Origin of the sequence: Pedobacter borealis DSM 19626 (assembly GCF_000708285.2) — a bacterium.
GTDB lineage: Bacteria > Bacteroidota > Bacteroidia > Sphingobacteriales > Sphingobacteriaceae > Pedobacter > Pedobacter borealis.
This window is the reverse complement of the sequence record NZ_JAUG01000150.1, coordinates 1-5,951: the sequence shown is the minus strand read 5'-3', so window position 1 is coordinate 5,951 and position 5,951 is coordinate 1. Positions and strand designations below refer to the sequence as shown.

The following is a 5,951-nucleotide window of genomic DNA, read 5'->3' as shown; positions in this document are numbered from 1 at the left end:
ATATTAAACTACTTTACAAATAGAAGCACCAATGCATCTGCTGAATCTTTCAACGCTAAAATAAAAGCATTCAGATCACAGTTTAGGGGAGTGAGAAATGTAAAATTCTTCTTGTTCAGATTAGCTAAAATTTATGCCTAGAATTAATCCCCAACTTTTTTGCTTGATCCATTAGACCTGTGCTAGAATGGGATGGATGTTTCGATAAACGAAAAAAGCCCGAAATCTTATGATTTCAGGCTCTAATTTTTCTGCGGAAAGCGAGGGATTCGAACCCCCGGACCTGTTACAGTCAACAGTTTTCAAGACTGCCGCATTCGACCACTCTGCCAGCTTTCCGGAGGCAAAAGTACGAACTCCGGTTAAATCTGCAAACTATGAATGCTTTTTTTTTATATAAACTTGATAATTACTTAACACAGAGGGAGAAAAAATTATTTCTTCTGTATATTTTCTTCAATTGGCTCCGATTTTTTGAACAAATTAAAGGTAGGGCGGATAATCTTCACACTTCTTTTGCTCACATCAACGCTGGCATTGAGTTCAAAACCGATCAATAAAATCAAAGAATTAAGGTAAAGCCAGATCATCACTACGATTAATGTTCCGATAGAACCATATACTTTGTTGTATGAAGCAAAATGGTTAATGTAAAAAGAAAAGCCCCAAATAGTAAGGAAAGCTAAAATGGTAGCCAGCCAGGAACCTGCACTAAAGAATCGCCATTTTTTAGAATGTGCTGGCCCATATCGATATAAGATAGATACCGTTAAAAAATATAAAATAGCCAGTAGTGCCCATTGGGTAAACTCTACGGCAAAGGCAAGGAAACTACCCTTAATGTGGAGTTCGTTTGTGATCTTATTCAGTAAAACTTCTCCCAGAGTCATAGCGCTGATGCAGATGATAATGGAAAAACAAATAATCGTAGTTAATACCAGTGCAATTAAGCGTTGTTTTAACCAGCCCCTGGTTTCGATAATCAATGATGATTTATTAAAAGCCTTCATTAAGTTTTTAACTCCGTTGGTGGCAAAAAATATGGCCGATAAAAAACCGAAAGATAGTAAACCCCTGTTCTGGTTTTTAATAATGTCTTTCAATGTGGTTTCAAAGGCATCAAAAGCATTGTGTGGGAGTACAAGCTGTATTAAGTTCAACAATTGATCCTGGAAGCCCTTAATTGGAATAAAAGGAATTAACGTAAACAAGAAGATAATGCCAGGGAAAATAGCCAGCATGAAACTATAAGCTAATGATGATGACTTGTTTACCAAAGCATCTTTGCCAATTTCACGAAAGAAAAACGTGGCTACAGTATACAGTGGAAGCGGGCTAAAACCGGGCAAAACGCATCCCTTTGTCCATTCGATAAATCTAGAATAGAGTTTAAGATGTAATAATTGCCTATGTAACCATTCCATTGTATTTGTTAATTAAAAAACACCGATAGTTTTTGCATAAAATTTTCGGGTGGATTTGTAGGTTTGTTTTTCTTCATATCAACAAAAACCAGTGTAGTGGCCCCAATGTTAATCAGCTCTTCTTTTTCGTTATACAACTCGTACTCGAAAAAGATCCTGATGCCCGGTAAGGTTTTGATGATTGTTTTTACTGTAATTTCCTGATCGTAAAGGGCAGGTTTAATATATTTGCATTTTAATTCCAAAACAGGCATCATAATTCCATCAGCTTCCATCGAGCTATAGCTCATGCCCAAGCTGCGCAACATTTCTACCCGGCCTACTTCGTAGTACTGTGCATAATTGCCGTAATACATATAACCCATTTGATCGGTTTCGCCATACCGGACCCTGATTTTTGTACTGTGGCTATACATTATTTAAAAATGTTTCTTTTGTTTAAAGCTTCACGATATTTCTTTGCATTGATTTCGTGCTGTGCTTTATTTTCAGCAAAGTTATGGTAGCCGGAAAAATCTTCTTTGGCACACATGTAAATGTAATTGTTGTTATCGCGGTTTAGTACAGCATCAATCGCATTAATACTTGGCATCATAATGGGGCCTGGAGGCAAACCAGCATATTTATAAGTATTGTAAAGCGATTGTACCTGTAATAATTTTCCCGTTACCCTTTTTACCGTAAAATCGTTGTTTGCAAAAATCACCGTTGGATCAGCCTGTAGCAATATGCCTTTATTCAAACGGTTTAAATACAAACCTGCTATAATGGGCATTTCTTTGTCGTAAAGCGCTTCTGCATCAACAATAGAAGCCAGTGTATATACCTGTGCCGGAGTCAGGTTTAAAGTTGCTGCTTTTTGCTTGCGGTCGGCTGTCCAGAATTTATCATATTCCTTGTGCATGCGCTCAAAGAAATCAACTGGTGAAATATTCCAGTACATTTCGTAAGTGTTCGGAATAAACATGGCATACACATTATCCTGGTTAAAACCATATTTGCTAATCAGCGCCGTAGAATCTAAAACATTGATAAAGCTTAACGAATCGGCTTCCAGATTGCTGGCCAGATATGCAGCGAAGTTTTCTTTCTTGCGGATGTTATGGAATTTCAATTTAACCGGATCTTGATTTCCAGCTTTAATTAAGTTAATTAAACTGCGGTTGGTCATTCCTTTGGTTAAACGGTAACGTCCGGGTTTAACGCTTGTAGCTAAATTCATTTTTCCGGCAGCCGCAGTAAAAGAAGAGATGCTTTTTACCAGATCTTTCTTTTTAATTTCTGCGATCAGATCATCGTAGCTGCTTCCGGTTTTGATATATAGATATTTTTGATTTTCGGTAACGTTGGGGGCAAAGTAAAGCCTGTAAATATTTAACGCAAAGTAACCAGCAATTAAAATAACAACAAGTGCAATCACTATTGCCACTTTTTTGCCTGTACTCATGTTCTTTTTTTCTACTTCAGTCATCTGTAAATATGATACGTGTTTATTGTTGTTTGTTGGATAGGGTAATGTTAATCTTTGTGCCTATAGCCACTTTGGTTAACGAATCAACCAGCATAGGATCTTGTTTAATAATAATGGCAGCAGCACTATCGGTAATAGGGCCATCGTAAATAATAGTGCCTAAACTCAGGTTCGAACCTCTTAGGCTAAATTTCGCTTCATCCATCGTTAATCCCATTAGTTGTGGAATATCTACTTCTTCGTTTCCACGTCCATCGCCCAATACCAGGTTAATCCTGGAGCCAACAGGCACAATCTGTCCGACTGCTATTGGCTGACCGCCGAAAGAAGCTTCTAAAACCACATCACGGCTTACATCTGGCTTATAGGTCGTATCTCCAAGTTTTAATCTAGAGCTCTCTATTATAGCCTGTGCTTCTCTTAAGGTCTTAAACGCTATATCAGGGAATTTTGTATTCGGTGTTTTACCTGCGTTAATGGTTAAGTAAATGGTACGGTTATCTTTAACAAAAGTATTGGGATCAGGATCCTGATCAATTACAATTCCTGCAGGTTGATCCATAATAAAAACAGAATCTACTTCATATTTTAATCCGGCATCTTCGAGTTTCTTAACTGCCTGCTCAAAAGATAAGCCTTTTACCATAGGTACATTTAAGCCCTGTCCGTGTTTGGTATAATATCTTAAACTAAAAAAAGCGACCAGTAGAAGCACTACAACGGTTACTATTGCAGCTAAAATATTGTTTCTAAACGATTTGGTTTTTAAATAATCTATAAATTTAGACATGAATCTTAATTTGGGTTATGCGTACAGGCTCAAATGTAACTATTTTAATGATTGATTGAATTATAGAATCCATTTCCTCATTCAATCATTCAATAAATTCTCTCCTTCAATATTACTAAAGCACAAAGATATTTATATTTTTGAGGATATATTTATATTCAATTTCTATTTATAAAAGGATTTTTAACATGAAGAAAACGATAGCATTGTTAACAGGCGGTACCACAGGCGAATGGGTTGTTTCGGTGAAAAGCGCAGCCACTATTGCTCAAAATATCGACCCCAATTTATACGATGTGTATAAGATTATGCTGAACGAAAAGGGCTGGTTTTATGAGCCTGCTGATTCTGTTAAAGTTGAAATTGATAAAAATGATTTTTCCTTAACGCTTGAAGGAAGAAAAATTAAGTTCGACGGTGTTTTTATTGCTATTCATGGTTCGCCTGGCGAGGATGGGAAATTACAAGGCTATTTTGATATGTTAGGTATCCCATATACTGCCTGTGATGCACTAACTTCGTCAATTACGATGAATAAAGGTTATACCAAAGCGGTTGTAGAAGGCATTGATAACCTGTACACCGCAAAATCTGTTCAGATATTTAAAGGTGGTAACTATAATTTAAATCAAATTAAGCAAGATCTGAGATTGCCTTATTTTGTTAAACCAAATAGTGGGGGCAGTAGCATTGGCATGAGTAAGGTAAAACATGCTGATGATCTGGAAAGTGCTATAGAAAAGGCTTTTAAAGAAGATGATCAGATTTTAATTGAGGAGTTTGTTAGTGGTAGAGAGTTTTCGATAGGCATTTTTGGCGCTGAAGGAAAAATTATTGTTTTGCCAACCACAGAAGTGATTCCGGCAAATGAGTTTTTTGATTTCGAAGCCAAATATACGCCAGGTGCAACTGAAGAAATTACACCAGGCAGAATGAATGAAGAAGAGGTGAGTCGCGTACAACAAGTGGTAAAGGATGTATATAAGAAACTAAATTGCAGGGGAGTGGTACGTGTTGATTATTTCCTGGAAGAAGGAACCGGTAAATTTTATTTTATCGAAATCAATACCATTCCTGGGCAAACAGCAACCAGTTTTATCCCACAACAGGTAGCGGCAATGGGTATTACATTGAAAGAGTTTTACACCCGTTTAATGAAAGAAACATTAGGGTAGTCTTCGTGAACTTTGTCATTCTGAATGCAATGAAGAATCTTTAAGATATTAGCATGCTTTTATGATCTATTGGCTTTGTTAGCGAGGTAATTTAGGTTAGGTGTTTCATTGGCTAGGGATTCTTCACTTCGTTCAGAATGACAAGTGACATATAATTATATCGAAAATAATCTTTAAGATCTTTTATAGACCTCTTAAGTACTTATTGGCCTAAATGACGATGAACTTCCAAAAACTGATTGATAAAGGTTTAAAACTCAAAAGCTATCCAAAAGATTCGGTTGTTTACGAGCCCGGTATGCAGCCACGCTACGTGTATTTTATCAAATCAGGCGAGGTAAGAATGGTTACCGTTAGTGATGAAGGAAAGGAATTTATTCAAGGGGTTTTTAAAACGGGGCAGTATTTTGGCGAACCTGCATTATTGATCGACTGGCCTTATTTAGCTTTTACCATCACCAATAAAGATTCGCAGATTATTGCCGTAAATAAAGAAGATTTCTTTGGTTTGATCAAAAACGAACCCGATTTTAGCATGGACCTGATCCGGACACTAAGCAACCGCCTTTTTTATAAATCGATGATGCTGGAAGAACTGGCAAGCGAAAAGGCTGAGCATCGATTGTTAACGATTATCAATTACCTTCTCGATGATATTGTTGTAGGTGAAAATTTAAAGGTAACGCGACAAGAATTAGCCGATATGACTGGTTTAAGGGTAGAAACAGTTATCCGTGGCACTAAAACACTAGCCGAAAAAGGCCTGATTAAAACCGTTAAAGGGAAAATAGTAAAGGTTTAGCATTTTATTTGGAACAAATGACCAATGAACTAGTGAACCAATATACTAATCCCTATCATTGATATTATTTTGTAATTGCTTATTTCGGCCCAACTAAGCCATAGCACCGTATCTCCGTTCTAACCTGAGTTCGATTATTAAATCTCATTTTGTGGCGTTTTAATCAAGTTTTCTGTTAAGACGGTCGTCACCCTGAATTTATTTCAGGGTCTTTCACGCTAAAAAGATGCTGAAATAAATTCAGCAGGACGATAAAGCGGGATTAGGCGTAAATAAGATATAATTTTCA

General features: G+C 36.8%; 7 protein-coding genes and 1 tRNA gene. 3 read left to right on the top strand and 5 right to left on the bottom strand.

What is annotated here, in order from left to right; translation table 11 throughout:
- Nucleotides 1-141, top strand: coding sequence for a transposase (locus tag AW17_RS23930; protein ID WP_425339104.1), 141 nt, complete (start codon nucleotides 1-3; stop codon nucleotides 139-141).
- A gap of 113 nt (nucleotides 142-254) precedes the next feature.
- Here the strand turns inward: AW17_RS23930 and AW17_RS22760 are convergent.
- The 5 genes from AW17_RS22760 to AW17_RS22740 form a co-directional block, all read right to left on the bottom strand.
- A tRNA-Ser gene (locus tag AW17_RS22760) sits at nucleotides 255-339 on the bottom strand.
- A gap of 95 nt (nucleotides 340-434) precedes the next feature.
- On the bottom strand, nucleotides 435-1,424 hold the full coding sequence (locus AW17_RS22755) for a YihY/virulence factor BrkB family protein (RefSeq protein ID WP_029280505.1): 990 nt from the start codon (nucleotides 1,422-1,424) through the stop codon (nucleotides 435-437).
- Nucleotides 1,425-1,432: 8 nt separating this feature from the next.
- On the bottom strand, nucleotides 1,433-1,840 hold the full coding sequence (locus AW17_RS22750; protein ID WP_029280503.1) for an acyl-CoA thioesterase: 408 nt from the start codon (nucleotides 1,838-1,840) through the stop codon (nucleotides 1,433-1,435).
- On the bottom strand, nucleotides 1,840-2,895 hold the full coding sequence (gene mltG / locus AW17_RS22745; protein ID WP_029280501.1) for an endolytic transglycosylase MltG: 1,056 nt from the start codon (nucleotides 2,893-2,895) through the stop codon (nucleotides 1,840-1,842). The genes AW17_RS22750 and mltG overlap by 1 nt, the downstream gene beginning before the upstream one ends.
- A 19-nt stretch (nucleotides 2,896-2,914) precedes the next feature.
- A complete protein-coding gene (locus tag AW17_RS22740) occupies nucleotides 2,915-3,685 on the bottom strand; it encodes a PASTA domain-containing protein (protein ID WP_029280500.1) in 771 nt (256 codons plus the stop codon).
- Nucleotides 3,686-3,873: 188 nt separating this feature from the next.
- On the opposite strand from AW17_RS22740, the gene AW17_RS22735 reads away from it, so the two are divergent.
- Together AW17_RS22735 and AW17_RS22730 are read left to right on the top strand one after the other, a co-directional pair.
- Nucleotides 3,874-4,860, top strand: a complete 987-nt coding sequence (locus AW17_RS22735) for a D-alanine--D-alanine ligase (RefSeq protein WP_029280498.1) — start codon at nucleotides 3,874-3,876, stop codon at nucleotides 4,858-4,860.
- A 220-nt stretch (nucleotides 4,861-5,080) separates the two neighbouring features.
- Nucleotides 5,081-5,662: a Crp/Fnr family transcriptional regulator gene (locus tag AW17_RS22730; protein ID WP_029280496.1), complete on the top strand. Its 582-nt coding sequence runs from the start codon at nucleotides 5,081-5,083 to the stop codon at nucleotides 5,660-5,662.
- Nucleotides 5,663-5,951: the final 289 nt, after the last annotated feature.

Excerpts from the sequence above, each read along its gene's own strand:
- AW17_RS22755 (WP_029280505.1), bottom strand. The coding sequence starts at position 1,424 with ATGGAATGGTTACATAGGCAATTATTACATCTTAAACTCTATTCTAGA.
- AW17_RS22750 (WP_029280503.1), bottom strand. The coding sequence starts at position 1,840 with ATGTATAGCCACAGTACAAAAATCAGGGTCCGGTATGGCGAAACCGAT.
- mltG (WP_029280501.1), bottom strand. The coding sequence starts at position 2,895 with ATGACTGAAGTAGAAAAAAAGAACATGAGTACAGGCAAAAAAGTGGCA.
- AW17_RS22740 (WP_029280500.1), bottom strand. The coding sequence starts at position 3,685 with ATGTCTAAATTTATAGATTATTTAAAAACCAAATCGTTTAGAAACAAT.
- AW17_RS22735 (WP_029280498.1), top strand. The coding sequence starts at position 3,874 with ATGAAGAAAACGATAGCATTGTTAACAGGCGGTACCACAGGCGAATGG.
- AW17_RS22730 (WP_029280496.1), top strand. The coding sequence starts at position 5,081 with ATGAACTTCCAAAAACTGATTGATAAAGGTTTAAAACTCAAAAGCTAT.